At 61.0% G+C, this 21499-nt stretch carries 25 protein-coding genes and 1 pseudogene; 11 read left to right on the top strand and 15 right to left on the bottom strand.

The features are described 5' to 3' along the window. Nucleotides 1–231: 231 nt before the first annotated feature. A complete protein-coding gene (gene map, locus QRN59_RS01760; RefSeq protein WP_284980815.1) occupies nt 232–1059 on the top strand; it encodes a type I methionyl aminopeptidase in 828 nt (275 codons plus the stop codon). Nucleotides 1060–1146: 87 nt separating this feature from the next. On the opposite strand, the gene QRN59_RS01755 is transcribed toward map, so the two are convergent. Genes QRN59_RS01755 through QRN59_RS01745 form a run of 3 tightly spaced genes read right to left on the bottom strand, consistent with a single transcriptional unit; the run spans nt 1147 to nt 4437 of the window. Continuing rightward, nucleotides 1147–2493, bottom strand: coding sequence for an ABC transporter substrate-binding protein (locus QRN59_RS01755; protein WP_284980814.1), 1347 nt, complete (start codon nt 2491–2493; stop codon nt 1147–1149). Between the two features lie 58 nt (nt 2494–2551). Beyond that, nucleotides 2552–3490: a carbohydrate ABC transporter permease gene (locus tag QRN59_RS01750; protein WP_284980813.1), complete on the bottom strand. Its 939-nt coding sequence runs from the start codon at nt 3488–3490 to the stop codon at nt 2552–2554. Then, entirely contained in the window at nt 3487–4437 is a 951-nt protein-coding gene (locus QRN59_RS01745) for a carbohydrate ABC transporter permease (RefSeq protein WP_284980812.1), read from the bottom strand. Before QRN59_RS01745 ends, QRN59_RS01750 begins: the two co-directional genes overlap by 4 nt. A 237-nt stretch (nt 4438–4674) precedes the next feature. Between QRN59_RS01745 and QRN59_RS01740 the strand changes: the two genes are divergently transcribed. The 8 genes from QRN59_RS01740 (at nt 4675) to QRN59_RS01705 (ending at nt 10067) form a co-directional block, all read left to right on the top strand. Next, the gene (locus QRN59_RS01740; RefSeq protein WP_284980811.1) at nt 4675–5625 is read left to right on the top strand and encodes a P1 family peptidase; all 951 of its coding nucleotides are present in this window, start codon (nt 4675–4677) and stop codon (nt 5623–5625) included. 257 nt (nt 5626–5882) lie between these two features. Then, on the top strand, nt 5883–6104 hold the full coding sequence (gene infA, locus QRN59_RS01735; RefSeq protein ID WP_009358723.1) for a translation initiation factor IF-1: 222 nt from the start codon (nt 5883–5885) through the stop codon (nt 6102–6104). A gap of 74 nt (nt 6105–6178) precedes the next feature. After that, nucleotides 6179–6292 carry a 50S ribosomal protein L36 gene (gene rpmJ / locus QRN59_RS01730; RefSeq protein ID WP_011775570.1) on the top strand — a complete coding sequence of 38 codons (114 nt, stop codon included), beginning with the start codon at nt 6179–6181 and terminating at the stop codon, nt 6290–6292. A 190-nt stretch (nt 6293–6482) separates the two neighbouring features. Continuing rightward, nucleotides 6483–6860, top strand: a complete 378-nt coding sequence (gene rpsM, locus QRN59_RS01725) for a 30S ribosomal protein S13 (protein ID WP_011775569.1) — start codon at nt 6483–6485, stop codon at nt 6858–6860. A 102-nt stretch (nt 6861–6962) separates the two neighbouring features. Further along, nucleotides 6963–7364 (top strand): 30S ribosomal protein S11, encoded by a 402-nt coding sequence (gene rpsK, locus QRN59_RS01720; protein ID WP_028265083.1) that lies wholly within the window; start codon nt 6963–6965, stop codon nt 7362–7364. 142 nt (nt 7365–7506) lie between these two features. Further along, entirely contained in the window at nt 7507–8517 is a 1011-nt protein-coding gene (locus tag QRN59_RS01715; RefSeq protein WP_136321891.1) for a DNA-directed RNA polymerase subunit alpha, read from the top strand. A 66-nt stretch (nt 8518–8583) separates the two neighbouring features. Next, a complete protein-coding gene (rplQ, locus tag QRN59_RS01710) occupies nt 8584–9144 on the top strand; it encodes a 50S ribosomal protein L17 (protein ID WP_284980810.1) in 561 nt (186 codons plus the stop codon). A 32-nt stretch (nt 9145–9176) separates the two neighbouring features. Beyond that, complete coding sequence (locus QRN59_RS01705) at nt 9177–10067, top strand: tRNA pseudouridine synthase A (protein WP_284980809.1); 891 nt, start codon at nt 9177–9179, stop codon at nt 10065–10067. 160 nt (nt 10068–10227) lie between these two features. Here the strand turns inward: QRN59_RS01705 and QRN59_RS01700 are convergent, their stop codons facing one another. The 11 genes and pseudogenes from QRN59_RS01700 to QRN59_RS01650 all read right to left on the bottom strand — a co-directional run bounded on the left by QRN59_RS01700 (nt 10228) and on the right by QRN59_RS01650 (nt 18318). Further along, the gene (locus tag QRN59_RS01700) at nt 10228–11118 is read right to left on the bottom strand and encodes a type II secretion system F family protein (protein WP_284980808.1); all 891 of its coding nucleotides are present in this window, start codon (nt 11116–11118) and stop codon (nt 10228–10230) included. 9 nt (nt 11119–11127) lie between these two features. After that, on the bottom strand, nt 11128–11916 hold the full coding sequence (locus tag QRN59_RS01695) for a type II secretion system F family protein (RefSeq protein WP_284980807.1): 789 nt from the start codon (nt 11914–11916) through the stop codon (nt 11128–11130). 155 nt (nt 11917–12071) lie between these two features. Beyond that, on the bottom strand, nt 12072–13514 hold the full coding sequence (locus tag QRN59_RS01690; protein ID WP_284980806.1) for a TadA family conjugal transfer-associated ATPase: 1443 nt from the start codon (nt 13512–13514) through the stop codon (nt 12072–12074). Then, nucleotides 13511–14707 carry a CpaE/TadZ family protein gene (locus QRN59_RS01685; RefSeq protein WP_284980805.1) on the bottom strand — a complete coding sequence of 399 codons (1197 nt, stop codon included), beginning with the start codon at nt 14705–14707 and terminating at the stop codon, nt 13511–13513. The genes QRN59_RS01690 and QRN59_RS01685 overlap by 4 nt, the downstream gene beginning before the upstream one ends. Continuing rightward, nucleotides 14704–15462 (bottom strand): Flp pilus assembly protein CpaB, encoded by a 759-nt coding sequence (cpaB, locus tag QRN59_RS01680; protein ID WP_284980804.1) that lies wholly within the window; start codon nt 15460–15462, stop codon nt 14704–14706. Before cpaB ends, QRN59_RS01685 begins: the two co-directional genes overlap by 4 nt. A 50-nt stretch (nt 15463–15512) precedes the next feature. Further along, nucleotides 15513–16319: a hypothetical protein gene (locus tag QRN59_RS01675; RefSeq protein ID WP_284980839.1), complete on the bottom strand. Its 807-nt coding sequence runs from the start codon at nt 16317–16319 to the stop codon at nt 15513–15515. Nucleotides 16320–16382: 63 nt separating this feature from the next. Then, nucleotides 16383–16535: pseudogene (locus tag QRN59_RS01670) on the bottom strand (pilus assembly protein TadG-related protein); the annotation flags it as partial. Further along, on the bottom strand, nt 16523–16936 hold the full coding sequence (locus QRN59_RS01665; RefSeq protein ID WP_284980803.1) for a TadE family protein: 414 nt from the start codon (nt 16934–16936) through the stop codon (nt 16523–16525). The pseudogene QRN59_RS01670 and the gene QRN59_RS01665, both read right to left, overlap by 13 nt. Before the next feature lie 11 nt (nt 16937–16947). Next, the gene (locus tag QRN59_RS01660) at nt 16948–17109 is read right to left on the bottom strand and encodes a Flp family type IVb pilin (protein WP_284980802.1); all 162 of its coding nucleotides are present in this window, start codon (nt 17107–17109) and stop codon (nt 16948–16950) included. An 89-nt stretch (nt 17110–17198) separates the two neighbouring features. Next, a complete protein-coding gene (locus QRN59_RS01655) occupies nt 17199–17393 on the bottom strand; it encodes a Flp family type IVb pilin (RefSeq protein ID WP_284980801.1) in 195 nt (64 codons plus the stop codon). A gap of 271 nt (nt 17394–17664) precedes the next feature. Next, on the bottom strand, nt 17665–18318 hold the full coding sequence (locus tag QRN59_RS01650; protein WP_284980800.1) for a prepilin peptidase: 654 nt from the start codon (nt 18316–18318) through the stop codon (nt 17665–17667). Nucleotides 18319–18613: 295 nt separating this feature from the next. Here QRN59_RS01650 and rplM point away from each other — a divergent pair, with 295 nt between their 5' ends. Continuing rightward, nucleotides 18614–19057 carry a 50S ribosomal protein L13 gene (gene rplM, locus QRN59_RS01645; RefSeq protein ID WP_024817563.1) on the top strand — a complete coding sequence of 148 codons (444 nt, stop codon included), beginning with the start codon at nt 18614–18616 and terminating at the stop codon, nt 19055–19057. Between the two features lie 36 nt (nt 19058–19093). Next, entirely contained in the window at nt 19094–19603 is a 510-nt protein-coding gene (gene rpsI, locus QRN59_RS01640; protein WP_078108113.1) for a 30S ribosomal protein S9, read from the top strand. Nucleotides 19604–19699: 96 nt separating this feature from the next. Here the strand turns inward: rpsI and QRN59_RS01635 are convergent, their stop codons facing one another. After that, nucleotides 19700–21316 (bottom strand): ArnT family glycosyltransferase, encoded by a 1617-nt coding sequence (locus QRN59_RS01635; protein ID WP_284980799.1) that lies wholly within the window; start codon nt 21314–21316, stop codon nt 19700–19702. Nucleotides 21317–21499 lie beyond the last annotated feature (183 nt).

Raw genomic sequence — 21499 nt, 5'->3', positions numbered from 1 at the left:
CGCACGACTGTTGAAAGGGTGTGTCCCGCGCCGGAGTGAACTGCTCCCACGCGGGACACGCCCTTTTCTGTTCCCCCTTCTGTCGGCCCGGGACCTTGGACAGCTGCCGGGACCGTTTCGGGGTGTTCGCGGCTCCGGTTTCGGGCAGGACCGCGGATGCGGGAAAATAGAGGATCAGAGGGTGATCTGGTTCCGCAGCCCACCACAAGCAGCACACGACAAGAGGAGACCATGGCGTTCGGCCAGCCCCGCATCGAATACAAGACCAATGAGCAAATGCGCAAGATGCACGAGGCCGGATTGGTCCTCAGCAGAGCGCTCGACGCGGCCGTGGAAGCTGCGAAGCCGGGCGTGACCACGCGTGAGATCGACGCCGTGTTCGCGGCGGTCCTCATCGACGCCGGAGCGAAGTCGAATTTCCTCGGGTACCACGGCTTTCCGGCCACCATCTGCACGTCCGTCAACGAGGAAGTGGTCCACGGCATCCCCGGTGACCGGGTCCTCCAGGACGGGGACATCATTTCGATTGATGGGGGAGCTATCGTTGACGGTTGGCACTCCGACTCCGCGCGCACAGTGATAGTCGGTGCGGCTGATCCTGAGGACCAGCGGCTCTCCGATGTCACCCGGGCCGCCATGTGGCGTGGAATTGCCGCTTTGGCCAAGGGCAAGTTTGTGGGCGACATCGGCAACGCCGTGGATGACTACGTCTCGTCCGTACCGGGAAAGCCGCTGGGCATCCTGGAAGACTATGTAGGCCACGGCATCGGTTCCGAGATGCACATGGCCCCTGATGTGTTGAACTATCGCACCACGCACCGCGGCCCGAAGATCAGGCCGGGACTGTGCCTTGCGATTGAACCCATGCTCGTCCGCGGCGGCATCGAAACAGCAACCCTCGACGACGACTGGACCGTGGTGACCACCGATGGTAAGCGTTCGTGCCAGTGGGAGCATTCGGTTGCCGTCCACGAAAAGGGCATCTGGGTCCTTTCCGCGCCCGACGGCGGTGCAGAGCAGCTGGTGCCGCTCGGCGTCGTGCCCGTTCCGATTCCCTGACGCCCCGGCCGGGAGCCGATACAGAAAATCCCTGGCGACGCCCGTATTCGGGTGTCGCCAGGGATTCTGCGTATCGGGGGAGTTTAGCTAGCTCTTGAGCTTGGGCTTCACGTCTTTGGTATAAATGCCATCGAGGGTTGCCTTGAGGTCCGTCATGGTGGCCTTCACGTCGCCCTGCTGAGTGAGGATCTTCGCTGCAGCCTTGGCCATCTCCTGATCGGCACCGGGCAGGAATACGCGGGCATTGTCCTGCACCTTGGTCACGGCGAGCTGGTCCATGGCCGTCTTGATCTGGGGAGTCTTGGCGAGGACTGCCGTCATGTCCGCCGAGACGCGCGTGGGCATGTAGCCGGTCGCAGCGGAGAATGCCGCGGTGTTCTCCGGTTCGGTCATGAACTTCAGGAAGGTGGCGGCCGCGAGCTGGACTTCCTTGCTGACGCCGCTGGGAATCCCGAGTCCGGCGCCGCCGGTGGGGCAGACGTTGGTCTCGGCCTTGGGCCCGCCCGGCAGGAAGCCGACGCCGACGTTGAACTTGGCGGACTTCAGTACGCCGAGCAGGTCCCCGGTGGAGGAGATCGTCGTGGACGTGATGCCTGCGGAGAAGTCGTCCGCGGCGTTCTTGGAGGAGACGCCGGCCCACTTGTCTTTGTAGATGGAGTCCTGGGCCCACTGCAGGGCCGTGACGGACTCGGTGGAATCGCAGTTGAAGGTCCAGCCATTGGACCAGCTGCCGCCCCAGCCCCACAGGTTGTTCTGCAGGGTCCAGCCGGCGTATCCGGCAAGGGCCGGGTAGATGTAGGCGTACTTCGCGCCCGAGCTGGCCTGGAGCTTGGGGGCCCACTCGGCGAACTCCTGCCAGGTCTTGGGAGCCCGGTCCGGAAGGCCGGCGGCCTTGAAATGGTCCTTGTTGTAGTAGAAGAGCGGGGTGGAGCGGCCGTAGGGGAGGGCCCACTGCTTGTTGGCGTATTGGTAGTCCGCTACGAGGGACTTCTGGAAGTCGTCGATTTTGACGTCCAACTGCTTGATGAGTCCGTCCAACGGAATGATGTTGCCGTTGGTGTAGTAGCGGAACCACCAGACGTCGGAGAGCACTACGAGGCCGGGGAGGGCCGACTTTGCAGCCTGCGAGGTTTGGAACTTCTGGGCGATTTCCTCATAGTTGGCGCCGGCCGTCACGAGGTTGACCTTGATGTCCGGGAACTTCGCCTGGAACTTGTCGATGATGGATTGCTCGACGGCCTGGGACTGTCCGGGGTGGCTGGTCCAAAAGTCGAACGAGCCGGCCGGCTTGACGCCCGTGAAGTCGATGTCTGAAGGGCTGCTGCTCGCTGCGCTGCCGCTGGTCGACGGACCGCCGCACGCTGCCAGGGCGGCGGCGCCGACTCCAAGTCCGGCGAGCCCCAGGAAGTTTCTACGATCAAGATTCATTGCCATGGTTGGTCCTCTCAAGGATGCAAAAGTGGTGAAGGGGTGTGTGGAAGGTGCGGCGTTGCTAGCCGGTGACGCTGCCCTGGGTGAGCCCGGCAACGATGTAGCGTTGCAGCGCTGCGAAGACCAGGAGGATGGGGATGATCACCAGGACGGCCCCGGCCATCAGGATTCCCCAGCCGGCGCCGTTTCCTTCAGAGTTCTGGAGCAAGGTCAGGCCGACCGGGAGGGTCATGGTTTCCGGCCGGTCGGTGATGATCAGCGGCCAGATGTAGTCGTTCCACTCGCTGACCACGGTGACGAGGGCAACGGTGGCGATGGAGGGGAGGGACACGGGGACAACTACTTGCCACAACCTGCGCCAATGGCCCGCGCCGTCGATTTCCGCGGCTTCGAGGATGGACCCCGGGAGCGTCTTGAAGTGCTGGCGAAGGAGGAAGGTTCCAAAGGCCGTGCCGAGTCCCGGAAGAATGATTCCCCACAGGGTGTTCTTCCCGCCGATTCCAGCGATCAGGATGTAGTTGGGGAGGATCGACACCTGCGGCGGCACCATCAGGGCCACGAGGATCACGACGAAGATGATGTTCTTGAACGGGAAACGGACAAAAACCAGGGCGTATGCCGTCAGGATGGCCAGGATCACCTTGACCGTGGAACCGACCACGGTGACGATCAGGCTGTTCAGGAAGAACCGCGCGAACGGCACCGTGGTCATGGCCGTGTGGTAGTTCTCCAGGTTCAGGCCCTGCGGCAGGATCTTGAGATCCGTGGTGACGATCTCGCCGGGCTGTTTGAAGGAACTCAGCAACATCCACAACAGGGGCAGGACCACCACGAGCGTGGCCACGATCAGCGGGATGTAGCCTCCGGCCAGTGTCTGGACGAGGTTTGCGCGGGAGAACGGCTTGTCGCGCCGCGCTGGGAGCTCCGGACCGCCGTCGGGAGTTTTCAGGGTCCCGACGCCGCTTGCGGGGTTGGGGCTGACGGGAGAGAGCGTGCTCATGAGTAGTGCACCTTCCGTTCGACGAACCGCAACTGGAGCACGGTGATGATGAGCAGGATGGCGAAGAGCACCACTGAGATGGCGGCAGAGTAGCCGGCGCGGTTGTAGGCGCCGAAGGCCTGGAGATAGGCCTCGTAGATCAGCGTGCTGGTGCCGTTGCCCAGCGGGGTCATGATGCGGATCAGGTCAAAGGCCTGCAGCGAGCTGATCATCGTGGTGATCAGCAGGAAGAACGTGGTGGGCGAGAGCAGGGGAACGGAGATGCTCATGAAGCGGCGGAAGCCGTTGGCGCCGTCCAGGGAAGCTGCCTCCATGACGTCCTTCGGGAGCGACTGGAGCCCGGCGAGGTAGACGACGGCGCAGTAGCCCAGGTTCTTCCAGACGTAGACGATGATGACCATCACGAGGGAGAGCTGCGGATCGTTGATCCATTGGGGGCTTTGCTGGCCGATGCCCCGGAGCAGCCATGACAGCACGCCGTATCCGGGGTCGAAGATGAACAGCCACACGAGGCCAACGCCTACGCCGCTGAGGACGTAGGGGGCGAAGACGGCAGACCGAGCAAAGGTGGTGCCGCGGACTTTCGCGTTCAAGGCCAGGGCCACCAAGAGGCCCAGCGCCATGGAACCGCCGACAGTGACGACGGTGAAGATGAGGGTGGTGCCAAGTACTTGCGGGGCATCGGAGCTGGTGAAGAAGGTGACGTAGTTGTCGATGCCCACGACGGTGGCTGAGGTGGAGCCCAAGGTCCAGTCAAGGGTCGAGTAATACATGTTGTTGATCAACGGCAGGTACGTGAACACCGCGATCAGCGCCAAGTTCGGCAAGGCCAGTGCCAGGAACACAAAGAAGTCTCGTCGGGTTCGGCCGGACCAGCGTCCCCGGCGCTGAGGGGCCGGGACAGCCTGCGCGGTGGCCGCGGGGCTGCCTGTGAGTTGTCTTGTCATGGGAGGTCTCTAACGGTTCGCAGATATCGGGGCGCGCCGGACCCGAACTATTGGGTCAAAGGGGGCGGCTAGTTTTACCTCACCACACGGGAACACCTGTCAAGTCAAAAAGAGGGCTGTTCGCGGGATTGTTGGACAAGCCTTCTGCGCGTGTTTACTCGATGTTTCGTGGCGGATGGGCCCGTGTTTACATTCGAGGCACGACTACCGTTTGTGGTCGAGGAGCAGAATAGGCACATGACTTCGAAGATCACTGATGTGCCAGGAATCCGGGTGGGACATGTCCAGCGGGCCGGCGAGGGCTGGCTGAGCGGGGTGACCGTTGTCCTTCCGCCGCCGGGGACGGTGGGATCGGTGGACGTCCGAGGCGGCGGACCGGGCACGCACGAGACGGACGCGCTCGATCCCACCACCTTGGTGCCCACGGTCGACGCCGTAGTGCTCACCGGCGGGAGCGCCTTCGGTTTGATCACGGCTCACGGTGCCCAGCGATGGTGCGAGGAGCAGGGGCGCGGTTTCGCCGTGCCCGGGGGCGTGGTGCCGATCGTTCCAGCCGCCGCGATCTTCGATTTGGGTCGCGGCGGTGACTTCGCCGCCCGCCCCGACGAAGCAATGGGATACGAAGCGGCCGCTGCGGCTGCGGCCTCAAGCGAGCATGCCGACGTCGGGCGTGGAAACATCGGTGGCGGTACCGGTGCCGTGATTGGGCGCGGCGCGTTCAAAGGGGGAGTAGGCACCTCGTCCATCACCCTGGACGGCGGCGTGGTGGTGGGCGCGCTCGCAGTGGTCAACGCGCTCGGGATGCCTTTCGGCACATCGTCCCGGCGGGCGGAATCCGGCAGCTCCGAACCGGCGGGGCCCCCGGCGCTGAACACCACTCTCGTCGTCGTCGCCACCAACGCGGTCCTCGACCCCGCCGAATGCAAACGCACCGCCGGTGCGGCACACGCCGGCCTTGCCCGGGCGCTGAATCCTTCCCATACGCTCGCCGACGGCGACACCGTGTTCGCGCTGGCGACCGGCGCCGTCGGGCTTGACCGGAGTTCGGAACAAGCAAGGCAGGTTTCGCTCATTACCCTGCAAAGTGCGGCGGCAGACGCTGTCCGCCTGGCTGTCCTCGATGGTGTCGAGGCCGCCGAATCGATCACGACGGCGGCAGGCACCTTCGCTGCCTACGGCGCGGTTTAGCGGGATCCAAGGGGGTTCTCCAGCACGGGAAAGGGTGACACCGTGCCAGTGTCTGCGCTAGCATGGGCGGATTTAACTTTCGCGCCGACTTGGCGTAGAGTTGTCTGTTGGTTGTCTGCACAGCCACGCCCATTTAACAGGTCGCGAGTCCTGCTTCGTGGAGTGGCAGGAGCCGGACGGCCAAACAAACAAAAAACGTCCGCAGATTTTCCGGTGCCTAACCGGAGGGCTGCGGCAAACAACAGTTAGCGGAGGATATGGCCAAGAAGGACGGGGTCATTGAGATCGAGGGCGTTGTGACTGAGGCGCTGCCCAATGCGATGTTTCGCGTTGAGCTCACCAACAAGCACATCGTTCTTGCACACATCTCGGGGAAGATGCGACAGCACTACATCAGGATTCTCCCTGAGGACCGTGTAGTGGTGGAGCTAAGCCCTTACGACCTCACACGTGGTCGCATCGTCTACCGCTACAAGTAATTGCTGGGCGGCAGCCTTGGGAAACCTAGGTAAAGCCGCTTCAGCTGACCAACTGCAACACGCAAAGGAACGCCATGAAGGTCAAGCCGAGCGTTAAGCAGATCTGCGACAAGTGCAAAGTGATCCGCCGTAATGGCCGGGTCATGGTGATCTGCGAGAACCCGCGCCACAAGCAGCGCCAGGGCTAATTCCCCGCAAGGGAACTAGCGCCCGCGAGGGCAACCTGGGTTGCTAACCCACGCAAGTAAATAAAGGCAGCACAAGCTGAATTGGGACGTATGGGCCCGGACAGCTAACCCCCGGTCGGAGGCTGGGGCCGCACTGAAAGTGCGGGTGTACTGCCTACGACCTCCGGTTTATACAAGGAGTACTGCCACTATGGCTCGTCTCGCTGGCGTAGACATTCCCCGCGAAAAGCGGTTGGAAATTGCGCTTACTTACATCTACGGCGTGGGCAAGACCCGTGCACACGAAACCCTGGCTGCCACCGGCATCAGCGCTGACGTTCGCGTCAAGGACCTGACTGACGCCGAGCTGGTCCAGCTGCGTGACTACATTGAAGGCAACTACAAGGTTGAGGGTGACCTTCGCCGCGAAGTAGCAGCAGATATCCGCCGCAAGGTTGAAATCGGCAGCTACGAAGGCCTGCGTCACCGCAAGGGCCTGCCCGTACGCGGTCAGCGTACGAAGACCAACGCTCGTACCCGCAAGGGCCCGAAGCGTACCGTCGCCGGCAAGAAGAAAGCCGGCCGCTAGTCCCCATTCGCCCCCTAAAATCGCTGCGCGATTTTAGGGAACCCGGCAAATGTGGGCCCAAGCAGCTGACTTTCCCCCAATAAACTTTCTGTAGGAGAAATAATGCCCCCGAAGACTCGTGGCGCGGTTCGCAAGCCGCGTAAGAAGGACAAGAAGAATATCGCGCTTGGCCAGGCGCACATCAAGAGCACCTTTAACAACACCATCGTGTCCATCACGGACCCGAACGGTGCTGTAATCTCCTGGGCTTCCGCCGGTGAGGTTGGATTCAAGGGCTCCCGCAAGTCCACCCCGTTCGCCGCCCAGATGGCTGCCGAGGCTGCTGCAAAGCGCGCCCAGGAGCACGGTCTGCGCAAGGTCGACGTGTTCGTCAAGGGACCGGGATCCGGACGCGAGACCGCAATCCGTTCGCTGCAGGCCGCTGGTCTCGAGGTTGGCTCCATCCAGGACGTCACCCCCAGCGCCCACAACGGTTGCCGCCCGCCGAAGCGCCGCCGCGTCTAATTGGATTCTTGGCCTTGCCGGCCGGGTCCGCCACGGAACAGCCTGACTGCTCCGTGGCGCCCGGCCGGCAAAGCCGGAACCAAGCCGATTTCCACCACCTGTGTTGCGTCATATAGCGGATGCTCGCCGAAAGGAAACCTAAGTGCTTATTGCACAGCGCCCCACTCTGTCTGAAGAAGTAGTCTCCGAGAACCGCTCGCGTTTCATCATTGAACCGCTGGAACCGGGCTTCGGTTACACCCTCGGAAACTCCCTCCGCCGTACCCTGCTCTCCTCCATCCCCGGTGCTGCTGTAACCAGCATCCGGATCGATGGCGTGCTGCACGAGTTCACCACGGTTCCGGGTGTCAAGGAAGATGTCACTGAGATCATCCTGAACATCAAGAGCCTGTCCGTGTCCTCCGAGCACGATGAGCCGGTTGTTGCATACCTGCGCAAGCAGGGCCCCGGAGTCGTCACCGCCGCGGACATCGCTCCGCCGGCCGGCGTCGAATTCCACAACCCGGATCTGCACATTGCCACGCTGAACTCGAAGGGCAAGTTCGAACTCGAACTGACCATCGAACGCGGCCGCGGCTACGTTTCGGCAGCTCAGAACAAGTCCGGCGACTCCGAGATCGGCCGTATTCCGGTCGACTCGATCTACTCGCCGGTCTTGAAGGTTACCTTCCGCGTGGAAGCTACCCGTGTTGAGCAGCGCACTGACTTCGACAAGCTGATTGTCGACGTCGAGACCAAGCAAGCTATCGCCCCGCGCGACGCCGTTGCCTCGGCAGGCACCACCCTGGTGGAGCTGTTCGGTCTTGCACGTGAGCTGAACACCGCAGCTGAAGGTATCGAGATCGGCCCGTCGCCGACGGATGCTGCCCTGGCAGCTGACATGGCACTGCCGATCGAGGATCTGGACCTTACCGTCCGTTCCTACAACTGCCTCAAGCGTGAGGGCATCCACACCGTGGGTGAACTCGTTGCCCGCTCCGAGGCTGACCTGATGGACATCCGTAACTTCGGTGCGAAGTCCATCGATGAGGTCAAGGCAAAGCTGGTTGAACTGGGCCTGTCCCTCAAGGACTCGCCTCCCGGTTTCGATCTTGCAGCCCGCGCCGCAGCCATCGAAGAGGACGACGCCGCGTTCAGCGACGACGAGCTCTAACAAGCAGATCTTGGCCACCGAGTCCACGTTCGGACCCGGCCGGCCTTCATTACAGGAGAAATTACTATGCCTACCCCCACTAAGGGTCCGCGCCTCGGAGGCGGTCCGGCTCACGAGCGCCTGATGCTCGCGAACCTGGCAGCAGCCTTGTTCGAGCACAAGCGCATCACCACTACGGTCACCAAGGCCAAGCGCCTTAAGCCGTACGCAGAGCGCCTCGTGACCTTCGCCAAGCGCGGCGACCTGTCCTCCCGCCGTCGCGTGCTCGGCCTGATCAGCGACAAGGGCATCGTCCACGAGCTGTTCACCGACATCGCCGGCGCCGTTGCCAACCGCGATGGTGGCTACACCCGCATCACCAAGATCGGCAACCGCAAGGGCGACAACGCTCCCATGGCTGTCATCGAGCTGGTTCTTGAACCGGTTTCCCCGAAGCAGGCTGTAGTTGCCGAGGCAACTAAGGCTGCTGAGAAGGCTGCTCCGGTTGCCGAAGAAGCCGCTCCGGTTGTCGAGGAAGAGGTCGTTGAGGCTGAAGCTGCGGCTGAAGCCCCGGAGACCGAAGCCGAGGCGCCTGAAGCTGAAGCTGCTGAAACCGAAGAGGCTCCGGCCGCTGAGGAAAAGAAGTAATTCACTGAATTCTTCACAGTAGACTTAAGTCTATGAACGAACGAAAACCCGCTGCCCCCGTTTTGGGGGGCGGCGGGTTTTTGCGTGTCCGGATGGATCTTTCGTACGACGGCGGCCCTTTCAATGGGTGGGCGCTTCAACCTGGTCTCCGGACCGTGCAGGGATCGTTGGAAGAGGGGTTGGCGCTGATCGTGCGGCGCCCCGTACGGGTCACCGTGGCGGGACGTACCGACGCCGGTGTCCATGCCCGAGGACAAGTGGCGCACATTGACCTGTCCGAGGCCGAGTGGGGCGGACTGCCGAGGGGCCACGAGATCGACCCCGCGGCCGCGCTGCTGCGGAGGCTTCGCGGAGCCTTGAGCCGGGTCCTGCAGGACGAAACCGGCGCCATTGAGGTGCACGACGTCGGACTGGCGCCTGACGGTTTTGACGCTCGCTTCTCAGCGTTGTGGCGCCGCTACAGTTACCGGATCGCCGACGGCCCGGAACGCTGGGACCCCGTCCTGCGCCGGCTGACCCTTTGGCACAAGGCTTCCTTGGACGAGGGCGCGATGAACAAGGGAGCCGTGGCACTGCTGGGGCTCCAGGATTTCCGCGCGTACTGCAAGCCCCGTGAGGGGGCCACCACCATTCGAGAACTGCAGCGGCTTGAGTTCGTCCGCGGCAGCGACGGCGTACTGCTCGCCAACGTCCAGGCCGATGCATTCTGCCACAACATGGTGCGTGCCCTTGTGGGATCCGCATTGCGCGTGGGGGAGGGCCTGGAAAGTCCGGAGTGGCTGTATGAGCGCCTGCTTGCGGGGGTCAGGGACGCCAAGTCGGTGCTTGCCGCGCCTCACCCCTTGGTGCTGGAGGAAGTGGCCTATCCCTCTGACGATGAACTGTTTGCCCGGGCTGAGCTGACGCGGGCCCGGCGGGAGTAGGTTTGGGGCCGTCCAGACGATCCGTTCCAGATTGGGCCCGGCGTTGGACGGCCCCCTCCCGGCTCTGGGTACCGTGGAGGGGGCCTGCGAAGACCACCCGCGGTTCTGGGTTCGCGGGTGGCCGGTCGGTAGCGCCCCAGATGCGCTTGGTCCTAGGTGGTCAGAACGCACCGATGAAGTTGTTCATGACGTTGATGACTGCTGGCCCCATGATGACAATGAAGAGCACGGGGAGTATGCACAACATGAGGGGGAACAAAACCTTGATCGGAAGCTTCATTGCCTTCTCTTCGGCCCGCTGACGACGCTTGACGCGCATCTGCGAGGCCTGTGTCCGAAGGACCTTGGCTATGGCGATTCCGTAGGTGTCAGCCTGAACGACTGCCCGCACAAAGCTTCGTAGTTCTGGAACGTCCGCACGGTTGGCGAGAGCCAGGTATGCTTCTTTGCGGCTGCGCCCAGCCTGCATGTCCTGCAATGTACGCAGGATTTCTGAGGCAAGGGGGCCGGAACCATTCTGACCGGCCCTTGACATCGCTGCCTCGAATCCCAGGCCGGCCTCCACCGAAATCAGCATCTGGTCGAGGGTGTTCGGAAGTTCCAATTGAATGGCTTCCTGGCGCTTCGCTCCACGGCTGTGGATCATGACATCCGGCACCAGGTAGCACAGCGCAACGACGAATAGGTACAGCAGGAGGCCCGGTCCGCTCGGTGCGCGGAGGAAGAAGTAGAGGCCCAGAAGCCCGGCAACGAGCGCAAGTGCCGGTTTGGCAATGAGGAGCCGCTCCAACGGCATTCCCGCGGGACGACCGGCCCGGGCGAGGAGCTTGTCCAGCCAACCGACGTATCCCTTGGGCGTGAAACGAACGCCAAGTTCCTTGAAAGGGATCCGCTGGGCCTCAGGCCCCGCTTGTTGAAGCCGTCCTGAACTTCGTCTCAAATTCGCTCGGACGGTGGCCAGCCCGGCGCGGTCGACAGAAATGAAGGACCAGGCCATTCCTGCGATGGGAACGACAATCAGTGCTACGAAAAGCCATGCAATAGGACTCATAGCGACCCCTTAGAACTTGATCTTGACGACGCGGCTGAGCCAGAAGGCCCCAAGCCCCAGCAAGATGACGGCAGTGACGACCATGATCCAACCGAGAAGATTGGAGTACAGCAGCCCGATGTACTGAGGATTTGTCAGGCTGAGGTATAAAAACATTCCGACGGGTAAAGCAATGAGGATATAGGCGGAGAGGCGTCCTTCGGCGCTCAGGGCGCGAACCTGGCCTTTGACCTGTGCCCGCTCACGAATGGTTTCACCGACGTGGTCCAGAACGTCTGCCAAGTCGCCACCTACCTCCCGGTGGATCTCGATGGCCTGGGCCGTCCAGACGAAGTCTTCGCTGTCGAGGCGATCAGCAGCATCGCTCATCGAATCTTTCAAATCGCGGCCGAGCCGTGTTTCCGCGACTATGCGAGCAAACTCGTCGCGGGTAGGAGATTCGGCCTCTTGGGCCACGGCATCTATTGAGCGGAGCAGGCTATGCCCCGCCCGCATGCCGCCCGAGAGCATCTGAATGGTGTCACCGAGTTGGAGCTCAAATTTCGCCCTGCGACGGGCCGTCCGCACACTCACGATGAGCTTTGCAACGAAAGGTGCTGTGATCAGCAAAAGCAAGCCGAAAACGAAGCCGCTGATGATGAAACCGACTATTCCGGCAACGAAGGCCGAGCAAGTAATCAGCAAAATATAGTCTGCGGGCTTCATTTTGATGCCCGCCTTTTCCAACGTCGCTCGGGTTCCTGATGAGCGGGTTTTCCCGACGGCGTTGTCAACGAAGGCGACTGCAGATGTCGTCACCTTGGTAAGCGCAGAAGTTTGGACTGCCCCGCCGGGACGACGCCTGGACAGGGCTATGTCCGAATTCCGTGAACCAAGGAACACGAACACCACGACGCACAACGCCAAGAACGCGAAGAGAACTCCGAGCGCGAGAAATACGGGATTCGTGGGATTCACCTTAGTCCACCCCCCATAGGCAAGGAGCCAAAAACGGCGGGCGAAATCTGTATTCCCAGATCGGCGAAATGGTCAACGAAACGTGGCCGTACCCCGGTGGGTACTGGCCGTCCGAGGAAGCGGCCATTCGCGTCGACTCCCGCTGAGTAGTCGAAAGTGAAAGCGTCCTGCAGAGTCACAATGTCGCCTTCCATGCCTTGGACCTCGGTGACGTGGGTGACGCGCCGTGTTCCGTCGCGAAGGCGGGAGATGTGCACGATCAGGTTGACGGCAGACGCGATTTGTTCCCGGATGGCCCTTAGGGGCAGATCCATGCCGGCCATCAGTACGAGTGTTTCCAAGCGTGCTACGGCGTCCCGCGGAGAGTTTGCGTGCACAGTGGATATTGAACCGTCGTGGCCCGTGTTCATTGCCTGGAGCATGTCCAAGGATTCGCCACCGCGCACCTCCCCGACAACAATCCTGTCGGGCCTCATTCGCAGAGAGTTCCGCACGAGGTCACGAATGGAGATTTCACCTTTGCCTTCGATGTTGCGTGGCCGGCTCTCCAAACGGACAACATGCTCTTGCTGTAGTTGGAGCTCCACAGCATCCTCAATAGTGACGATGCGTTCGTCGGCGGGGAGGAATGACGAGAGAACATTGAGCAGTGTCGTCTTGCCCGTACCGGTACCGCCCGAGACGATGATGTTCAGACGGGCTTGGACACAGGCATGCAATAATTCCGCCATCTCAGGGTTCAGGGTGCCCAGCCCAATGAGATTTTGGACAGTAAGAGGCACCCGAGCAAATTTACGAATGGTTAGCGACGACCCATTCACCGCTAGGGGCGGGATGATGGCATTCACGCGTGAGCCGTCGGCAAGGCGTGCGTCGACCAACGGCGAAGATTCGTCGATTCGACGACCCACCTTTGACACGATCCGTTCGATGATCTTGCGAAGATGCTCTTCGGACGTGAAACGGGCACTCGTCAAGTAGAGCTTTCCAGCACTCTCCACGTAGATACGCTCGGCACTGTTGACCATGATCTCAGTGATGTCCTGATCATCAAGGAAGCGCTGAAGCGGTCCCAGTCCTAGAACGTCGTCGGCGATCTCCTGGACAAGCCTTTGACGCTCCGCCGAACTCAGGGGAATTTCGTCCTCGTCGATGACCGCGCGGAGTTCGTCCTTGACGAACTGATGAAGTTCGGCTTCGTCCATGTTCGTGTCCGAGATCCGTGCTCCCATGCGCTCGTAGAGCGCTTCGCTGGTGCGTTCCTTGATTGCCGCGAGTGCTTGGCTGGTCTCCGCGGAACCGGGTAGGGAATCAGTCAGGAAGGGAACTTGGTCCGGGCCGGTGTTTCTCGAAGCGGACCAAGGATCGTCCGGAGGATTTGCCGCAGTGGCGACTGGTTCGATTCCCCGTGCTGAGTCGAGGCGCTTGGAGAGGTTCATTGGACTACCGCCCTTCGGTGCAATTGTTTGTGAGGTCGGACTTCCCAGTCCGGTTTGAACCGGTCGACCAACTTTCGGAGGCCTTTCGCCGCGGCATCCTTGGAACCGTCTTGCAGCAGCGGAATACCCTTGTTGGTCGAAAACGGGAGTGCCCTGGAGCGAGGTAGGGTGACGTCGACCGGACAGCCGATTGTCGCTTCAACATCAGCCAACGAGAGCCCGCTCCGCCTGTCAGCGAAGTTCAACACCACATGGCGATGCCGTGGTAGCAACCCAATCTCGTCGAGGATGTCCAACCCTGTCCGCAAACCCTTGATGCTGGGGATGTCCATTCCGCATACCCAGACAACGTCGGTAGCACGCTCGAGAGTTGCCAGCACATGCTCGCCAAGTCCGGGGGCGGTGTCCACCACGACGTATTGGAATTCGTTCGCAAGCTGCTCCAGGAGATGTCCAACTTGGTCGGCCGAGATGTGTTCAATCTGGGTCGGATTGTGAGGGGCGCAGAGTGCGTAAATGCCTGCCGGGTGGACGGAGAGGTATGACTTCAAGACCATGCTGTCCTGAACGGCGGCTCCGGTCACGGCGTCAGCGATCGTCTTTTGCGGTTCGAGGAGAAGGCCGGACGCGACGTCGCCGAATTGTAGATCAAGGTCGGCCACCACCACACCCATTCCGGCGAGCTTGCCAAGACCCACGGCAAGGTTGGTGGAAATCGTCGTTTTCCCGACTCCACCCTTGGGCGACATCACAGCGATAATCCGTCCGCCAGGCCGTTCTCCTTCGACTGTCGCGCCCAATCCACGTCGGCGGCCAGCAGCCGCCAGGCTCGCACGCTCAAGCAGAATACGGATCGTATCCACTCCCGAGTCCGGGGGAAGCAAGTCCCTGATTCCCGCCCGCATGGCCGGCAACGCCGCTTGCGCCTGGTCGTCGGCGGCCAGGACAACACTGATCTCCGGATACTGCAGATCAAAGAGGCTCGCCAATCTGAAAGCGTCGTCAAGAGCTAGGCCGGGACCGAGGATCAACACTTCCAACAACTCGCCGGACAGGACACGCAACACGTCGTCGGGGCTTGGCGGTAGAAAGTCGGCCGGGATGGACTGAACTTCACCATGCATTCCGTCGGTGGCTTGCCGGACCCGGCGTTCAAAGTCCGCGTTCGGAGTGATAACTAGGAAGCGGCTCATTGGAGGACCTCTGCCCGCTTGATTGTGACATTGGGACTCACGCTCGCCGTAGACGGTTCCTTGGTCAACCAGATGTCGCCATACTTGGCCCCGAAAGCGATCTTCGTGGCGTCAACGTCATTTCGGGCGAGGGTCACAATGAAGGCACCGTCCGGCAGTTGGGTATTGGCTTGTTCTTGGCCGGACTGAGTCTGGCTGCTGGTGGACTTCGACTGCGATGCCGCCCGCTGAACGCTGGTGACAAGTACCTTGTGGAAGACCATCTGCGCACTGCCGCCAGCGCTGCCCTGTGCTGCGGAATCGTCGAGCAGCACCACGACACCAACGGTGTCGCCGGCCGCGATTCGCCCGCCGACTACCCGTTGGGCATCGAGATGGACTGAAATCTCCTGGAGACCTGCCGGGACTGGCACGGAGCCTGGGGCCGCCAGGCTCTCTGGATCGACGAGCCGGGCCCCAAGAAGGGCCTCTCCTGGAAGCAAGTCGACGCCGGAGACTTTTCCGTCAAGCCCATCGAGGCTCTTGAGGGCTCCGTTGGGTACCGAGGCCGCAGGTAGTGACGCGAGCTTGACTGCCGACTTGACCGTCTGGAGGTCGGAGCCTGCGGGAATTTTGCTTTGAACTACTAGAACGTCCACGGGCTGGAGGTCTTTTTGGGCCCGTGCTTCCGATCCTTGTACATACGTAACCAGCAGCAACGTGCCGGCGATTGCCAGGACGATTGCGACTATGCCTCCCAGTAGGCGAGTTTTCAATTTGTTTTCCCCTTAGTTTGACTATGGAGTTGTGCTCCCAGTTTGGGTTTCTATTTGGTGAGGTGGATATTGAGGGTCCCGAGGTCTTCCCCGGTTCCTCCGCCCCCGCCACCAGCGGTGCCAATTGATTGGTATTTGATGAACTGTCCGATGATGCAGCGATCGTTTCCGCCGGCGCAGGCCAAATTGGAGTTACCGAGCGCGGCGCTTGTGTTGTGATAGGAATAGGGGCTGCCATTACTACCAAATTTCCAGCCCACAATGTTGAACGTGGCGTAGCCAATAATGTGGAACGACCCCGTATTGCCACTCCCGGTTGCTGTGTCGAAGACCGGAAATAGCACTTTCACCGTGCCGCCGCCGTCGAGGGTGTCGACCCAGCCCTGAAGTAGCGTCTGGCAAGCGGCTGGGTAATTGTTGCCTGGGTCCGACCCGATGCTGGTGCTTCCGGCCTGTGTGGTGGAGTAGCATGGCGAGCTTTGGGTCAACCATCCCCAACCTCCAGGAATGGTGTGGCCCGAGGCGTTGGTGCAGGTGATTCCCGGTTTCCAGGAAATCTTCTGAAGATCGCCTGTCGGGGTGGATCCGCTCAAATCCCAGCACTGGTCGGAGAATGCAAGCGGGAAAGCGCCTCCGCTGCCCGGTGGACCCCACGTGGCCTGGGCCGAAGCTTCGATGTCGGTAGTTTGAATGCCGAGCACCCGTGCGAATACAAGGGAGAAATGATTGTTTCCGGAGGTATCGCGCGACTGGGTGGTGATGTCCACCGTTGAAGCTCCCAGATTGACGGTTGCGTTAGGCACATTGGTGACGCCGTCCAAAGCGTTGTTCCCGGCAATCGTGGTGGCAGCGGCCACCGGTCCAGCGCAGTCTGAGGAATTCGGATCTTTGGCGCAGGCTTGCGCGATGGCAAGTGCGGCGGCGTCCGCGCCGTTTTGAAGTTGGGCATGTTCCGAATACATGGATCCGACGTCGATGGCGAAGGCTGCCATGCCAAGTAGCACAACCATGAGGAGAGCGGTGAGTGGGGCCACCACGCCACGCTCAGGGTCGTCTCGCCTTAGCCGCCACATCGCATTACCCCTTTGCCTTGCAGGTTGAGTTGCGAAGGCATCCCGGGAACCAGACCGGGAAACCCCGTCATCCAGGCTGTGCTGTAGGCCACTGTGACGACGACATTGCAGGGGCTTGAGCCCACAGACTGGACGCTGATATTCGACTCAGATAACGGGACCGATGGAGCGGCGGCAACTCCTGCGTCTTGGGCGGCAGTCACGCTATAGCCGGGATCCGTTTGGTGGATGGATGCATAGCGGGCCGCTTCCCGGGCGGCTTCGGTCAAGGAGACCTGGATGTTGAAGCCCCGCCCAAATTCGCAGATGCCAAGCACGAGCACTAGGAAAATTGGAAGTATCAAGGCAAATTCGACTGCGACGGCTCCAGCCTCGGATCCTGATTTCTTTTCGGAGTGCATAGCCGGCGCCTTTAGAGGTTATCGACGACAGTTTGGAATCCGGCTTGAACTTCCGGTCCAAGGAGCGCCACGGTTGCGATGATGGCTGCCGCGATCAATGCGACGAGGAGGCCATATTCGACTGCGGTTGCTCCGGTTTCAGAAACCCGGAGCCTGTGGAAAAACTTGTTCATTGTGTTTCCCCCTGTAAAAGGTCCGGGCCGGCCTCGCCTTGAGGAGTTCCTCGGCGTGACCGGCCCGGGTCGGAGATCGTTGGGTGTATTCAGAGCGCCGTGTTGATTTTGGTAAAAGCCGTGTTGATCTGGCCGCCAAGCGCGGCAACTACGGTAACGATCACAGCGGCGATCAAGGCGACAAGCATGCCGTATTCAACAGCTGTTGCGCCCTTCTCGGAGGACAAGATGCGATCCTTCACGCCGGCGACGAAAGCGATGACAGAAACCATGAGAGATGACATTGGAAAACCTTTCCCAGATAAGTGAATTTGTCTACGAATCCTTGCCGAGTACATATCCCTTTTGGCGGTTCGGATTTCGATAGGACAAGAATTGCCCCTGGGAGGGTTAACAAACAATGCGTAGTGGTACTCGTCTTTTCTAGTGCGAGTGCTATGGACTACTCGAAGAGCCCCCGCGTGGTACTCGGTTTTTCTGCCTAAGTACTACCTAGCTGCTGACACGGATGGGACTCTTGGGGACTGAGGGGAACCCGGGAGGCATGCCGTGAGATCACGCGACGAGAAGGACCACTCCAATTACGGCGGCGAACATTGCCGGTCCGTGAGCCACTTCAGTGGGCTTGATTCCGCGCTTCAGGCGCAACATCAGTACCGTCATCACCCCGCCCACCACGAATCCCAACAGCCCCCCGTAGAACAGTTGCGTCCAGCCCAAGTAGCCCAAATACATTCCGAGTGGTGCCGCGAGCTTCACATCGCCCATTCCGAGGCCTCCGGGAGAAGTTAATCCGAGAATTAAGTACCCGAGGAACAAAATGACGGCGCCGGCAGCCGCGCGCAGCAGTCCAGACCAGTCCGGAACGAGTGCAGCCGACATAGTTAACAGACCGAGGCCGGCGGCAAGCAGCAACAGAACTAGCGGGTTTGGAAGCAAATGGTGCACCAGGTCCACGCGTGACAGCTGCACTGCCATCACCGCTAAGAGCAGGTAGGCAGCGAGCATCGGGGAGAATCCGAGCCGGAGCGTCAGGAGGGCAAACAACGCTGCGGTGGCAAGCGCCGTTGTGATCCGGACAGCGGGGGAGGCGAGCCCGCCAACCCCCGGCAGGAATCTGGCTATCAGAAGCTCTGCCAAAGGGCTCGTGAGCAGCCCCAGGAGCCCGAAGGCGGCCACAAACAAGGGCTGGGCGGCAGTTGCTGTCATGGCATCTCCTAGGAGCTCAGAGTGGGCCTCAGTTGCTCACGCTGCTTGCCAGCCTATTTTGACCCTGACGCTCGTTGCCGCTATTGTTGATAGTCGTTGTGCGTGTCCTTTCTCGATGACACATGCCCGCTTGGGGATCCAGTTGCAGGATCGTTAACTCGACAGGCATATCGGGACTTCGGGATGACTGGTACATAGAGCCCTCACCTCTGCTCCGGTAACGCATACCTAGTAGGCACACGCTTCAAGCGTGCCGCCTAAAACATGAACGCCAGAACAAGAACGAGGCAAAACCGTGCGTACGTACACCCCGAAGCCCGGCGATATCAACCGCCAGTGGCACGTCATCGATGCCACCGACGTTGTCCTTGGTCGTCTTGCCAGCCAGACCGCAACACTGCTGCGCGGAAAGCACAAGCCGACCTTTGCGTCCCACATGGACATGGGCGACTTCGTCATCATCATCAACGCTGAAAAGGTCGCTCTGACCGGCGCCAAGCTGGAGCAGAAGCGCGCATACCGCCACTCCGGCTACCCGGGCGGCCTGACCTCCGTCAACTACGCGGAACTGCTGGAATCCAACCCGGTCCGCGCTGTGGAGAAGGCCATCAAGGGCATGCTCCCGAAGAACTCCCTCGCTGCGCAGCAGCTGGGCAAGCTCAAGGTTTACCGTGGTGCAGAGCACCCCCACGCAGCCCAGCAGCCCAAGACTTTCGAAATCACCCAGGTCGCCCAGTAGTCCTGGCCACCAAACAACTTTTAATCAAGGAGAATCGTGGCTCAGAACGAAGAACTGACCACCGAGGCCGTTGTGGCTGAGGAAAACCTGACCAGCTACACCTCGGAGAGCGGTCCTGCGGAAGCAGAAGCGCCGAAGAAGGAGCGCCCGGCACTGACCGTTTCCGGCGCAGCAGTTGGCCGTCGTAAAGAAGCCGTTGCACGTGTTCGCATCGTGCCCGGTACCGGCAAGTGGATCATCAACGGCCGGGAGCTGGCCAACTACTTCCCGAACAAGCTGCACCAGCAGGACGTCAACGAGCCCTTCAAGATCCTCGATCTTGACGGCGCCTACGACGTCTTCGCACGAATCCACGGCGGCGGCATTTCCGGTCAGGCCGGCGCACTGCGTCTCGGTATCGCCCGTTCACTGAACGAGATCGACACCGAGAACAACCGCGCCACCCTGAAGAAGGCCGGCTTCCTGCGTCGTGACGCCCGCGTCATCGAGCGTAAGAAGGCTGGTCTCAAGAAGGCACGCAAGGCTCAGCAGTACTCCAAGCGCTAAAACCGCTTTTGGGCGCTTCCAGCGCTCCGTAGAGGCCCGTTCCGCCGTTTGGCGGGGCGGGCCTCTCTTGCGTAGATGGAGAGGCGTAGGCTCGAACTATTGGGTGAGGCGGTAGATGGACGCTCCGTCGATCATCTCAGGCTGGAAGTTGTTCTCGACCCATTGAACAATGCGCGCAGATTCCCCTCTCCCCTCAACTGTCAGAGGTGGAAGGTTCTGGATCACAAACAATCCGACACTACCTTGGCGGGCCATCGTCTGGAATTGTTCCAGCGTCGGGAAGGGATCTGTGCCGTCGAAACCACCCACTGCCAGGATCGCCCTGGAGCTGTCCAGTTGATAGTTGGCGGCGGTCTCCGAGCCAACAACGGCAGCCGCCCATCGCACGGAGGGAGGGCTCGCCGTGATCCTCTCAAGGACTTTTGGGGACGGCACGTCGCCGAACATGACCGCGGTGAAGGTCGGGGGCGTCCCCGGCGGCAGTTGAGTTCGATCAGGATGATCTGATCGAATGCCCAAGGTGCTGGGTCCGGCGACAACACCTGCTCCGACGTGCGGACTCAGTACCGTGTTTACGGACCAGATCGTGGGACCCAACAAAATTGAGGCTCCTATTAATAGAACGGGTACCGTTTGACGTTGCCTTTTGACGGGTGGAAGCAACGCGATGGCGACTGCCAAGCTTCCTGCGGCCAACAAAACCGGGGGCACCCAAGGGAACTCCGAGACGGACCGGGATACCGTAATGAACCCCAGGATCAGGCAGGTAGCCAACACGAGACCAGACGCCAGGCGGACTAATCCGCTTGCTAAGCGGCGCGCAAGATGGGTTGCCGTCAACGCGGCAAGGCAACTGAGCGACGGTACGGTTGAGATCGCGTAATAGGGATGGACGATGCCTGTCATCATGGCCAGAACCGTGGCCGAACAAACAAACCACGCGGCGCAGAGGACCAAAAAAGAGCGCTGTTGTGACGTGCCATGTCGACGAATAACGAACCATATGGTGATACCGACTCCAGCAATCGCGAGCGGGAGAAACCACGCGAACTGGGCCGAGAACTGCGGTTGTAGGAAGCGAGTGATCCCCGGGTCAAGCTTCTGGTAGAGATCCGCACTAGGGCTAGATAGCGTGTGACTGGCATCCTCGCCGGTCAGCCGATCCAGCCCGTTGTATCCCAGCGTTAACTCCCAGATATTGTTGGATCGGGAACCGCCTATGAAAGGCCTCCGGGCAGGATCGGCCGTCTGCGCGATGATGAACCACCAGCCCGATGCGACCACGGCGGCGATCAACCCGGTCCCTAGATGGACCAATCTGCGATACACAGGCAATCGGGCGAAAACAACGTATGCCAGTGCGATCGCCGGCAGGATCAGGGCAACCTGTAGCTGCTTCGTGAGGAACCCGGCGCCGACCAGGGCTCCCGCGACGAGCAGCCAGCGCAGCTTCCCCTGGTCGATTGACTCGAGGGTCGCGAAGGCGGCCCCGATCATGAGCAGGGTCAGCAGCGCATCCGGGTTGTTGTACCTGAACATCACAGTCGCCACGGGGGTAACCGCAAAGAAGAGCCCCGCAAGCAAACCAGTTGCCGGGTCGGTCCGCTTCGTCACCATCCGATACAGCAAATAGACGCTGAGTACTCCCATCAGAGCTTGTGGCAGGAGGATGCTCCATGAGTTGAGGCCGAAAATCCGCACGGAGAGGGACATGATCCACAGTGACAGTGGAGGCTTGTCAACGGTTATTGCATTTCCCGGGTCCGAGGAACCGTAGAAGAATGCAGTCCAATCTTCCGAACCGGCCATGGCGGCGGCAGAGTAGTAAGAGTTTGCCCAACCGTTTTGGTCGAGTCCCCACATATATAGGAGTGACGCCAAAGCAAGAAGGCTCAG

This window comes from Arthrobacter sp. efr-133-TYG-118 (assembly GCF_030209755.1).
Lineage (GTDB): Bacteria > Actinomycetota > Actinomycetes > Actinomycetales > Micrococcaceae > Arthrobacter.
Note: the sequence above shows the minus strand (reverse complement) of the source record. Positions and strands in the feature narration are given on the sequence as shown.